Source organism: Massilia hydrophila (assembly GCF_020208145.1).
GTDB lineage: Bacteria > Pseudomonadota > Gammaproteobacteria > Burkholderiales > Burkholderiaceae_D > Telluria > Telluria hydrophila.
In genome coordinates this window covers 1-537 of the sequence record NZ_JAHYBX010000039.1, presented here as the reverse complement: position 1 = coordinate 537, position 537 = coordinate 1, and the positions used below count along the sequence as shown (strand labels likewise).

Here is a 537-nt window from a genome sequence, read left to right as displayed (position 1 = left end):
TTCCCGTCGAATCCAGGACGCTCAAGGGTATCGACTCGCTCTATTCGATCGTGCAGATGCCCGCAGGCATCCCGGTCGGCACCCTCGCCATCGGCAAGGCAGGTGCGATCAACGCGGCGCTGCTTGCCGCGGCCGTGCTGGCGCTGTCCGACCCGGCGCTGTCCGACCGTCTTGCCGCCTGGCGAAAGGCGCAGACCGAGGCGGTTGCCGAGCGCCCGGAGGACAAGGCGTGACCGACAGCAAGCAGGTGAAGCTGAAGCCCGGCGACACCATCGGAATCCTTGGCGGCGGACAATTGGGGCGGATGCTGGCGATGGCCGCGGCGCGACTCGGCCTGCGCTGCCAGGTGTTCTCGCCCGATCCGGACTCCCCTGCGTTCGACGTCGTCCTGAACGCGACCTGCGCCGAATATGCCGACGTCGAGGCACTGGAATTGTTCGCCAACGACGTCGACGTCATCACCTACGAATTCGAGAACGTGCCGTCTGCCGCCGCGATGGTGCTGGATGCGCGCCGCCCGGTGCTGCCCAACCGCAA

General features: G+C 67.2%; 1 protein-coding gene and 1 pseudogene. Both read left to right on the top strand.

Features of this window, described 5'->3' with window-relative positions; all coding sequences use genetic code 11:
* Positions 1 to 233, top strand: a 233-nt coding sequence (locus LE190_RS21395; RefSeq protein WP_225240604.1) for an AIR carboxylase family protein, incomplete at its 5' end; no start/stop codon positions are given.
* A pseudogene (locus tag LE190_RS21390) lies at positions 230 to 537 on the top strand (5-(carboxyamino)imidazole ribonucleotide synthase); the annotation flags it as partial. The gene LE190_RS21395 and the pseudogene LE190_RS21390, both read left to right, overlap by 4 nt.